This is a genomic window from Ferrovum sp., assembly GCF_027317285.1.
GTDB lineage: Bacteria > Pseudomonadota > Gammaproteobacteria > Burkholderiales > Ferrovaceae > Ferrovum.
Genome location: NZ_DAHVHV010000117.1, coordinates 1 through 1,121, shown reverse-complemented (window position 1 = coordinate 1,121; position 1,121 = coordinate 1). Strand labels below are relative to the sequence as shown.

The 1,121-nt window shown below is 57.4% G+C and carries 1 protein-coding gene and 1 pseudogene; both read right to left on the bottom strand.

What is annotated here, in order from left to right:
- The coding region (locus M6F29_RS11795) for a phage major capsid protein (protein WP_298160145.1) at positions 1 to 561 on the bottom strand (561 nt) is incomplete at its 3' end.
- 367 nt (positions 562 to 928) lie between these two features.
- A pseudogene (locus M6F29_RS11790) lies at positions 929 to 1,121 on the bottom strand (hypothetical protein); the annotation flags it as partial.

The following is a 1,121-nucleotide window of genomic DNA, read 5'->3' as shown; positions in this document are numbered from 1 at the left end:
GATGCCATCCGTCCCCCAGGGGGTGGTCTCATCCTTGGGCAGCACCAGGGAATTACCCGAGATCTCGATGTTGTCCGTCAAGGGCAGGAACGCCTCGTCATCGAGCGAGAGCATGAAGATGTCCTTGGCAAACTGCGGGGGGATCAGAAACCCCCCATCGGCGCCGGCGCTCTCGTTTCCGTACACTCCAGGCACTGCCGCATTGCGCAGCATGGACAGACGATTGTCCACGGGATTACCGGGCAAGCCTGCCTGGTGCACCGCATACGCATATTCGCCAAAGTTCTTGAAGCCCCACTTGGGGTCAGCCGTCATATTCTCGGTGACGCTCACGGAAGGGAGCGCCGATTCGATACCCAGTTGCGCCTCCTCGGCAATCAGGCTCTGCTCGCGTTCGATGGCGGCGTTGAGCGCATCGATGCGCCCCTTCAGGCCATCAAAAGCCGTGACTTCCTCATCGTTCAGATCGCGCCCTTCGGTGGCGGCGCCATCGGTCAGTGCGCGGGCGGATTTGACCAGTTCGGCCTTCTTGGCCTGCATTTCTCGTAACTTCTTGCTCATTTTGGTTCTCCAAAAACAAAAACCCGCTCAGGGCGGGATTGATGGGCACAAAAAAACCGCCCGGAGGCGGTGGTTGATCTGATTTCGACCGGCAGGCCGTGTCAGTGAACAGCGAGATTCAGTTGCATTGGTGTCAAATGTTCAAATTGAAGGGTGCGCCGCTTTTGGCACGTCTCGCCTCTATCGCGTTAAAATTGCGCGCTGAATGCTCCTCGCCAGTTGCAAATTTTGTTGCAAGAGATACGACGTACCCAAATTGCGCAGCCGCCTACCTGAAATACTCGCCACGGAGTCCTTTGGGGATCACAAGAACCCCCACGGTCAACGGAACTTCGAGACAGTGCCTGGACATCTTCCGATATCGCCATTATAGGGCCGCTCTCTGAACTACGCCTGCTTTTGGGCGCATCGTTGCCCACGCCACAGTAGCGCATATGATTTGAACCAGACCCCCAAGGAACATTGAAAGGCGCAAACCATCCCGGCTGTCATGCATCATGGCGAACAACGCTCCAAGGACTGCAACGCCGATCGTCGCGCCTGCCATACGGGCCGCATTG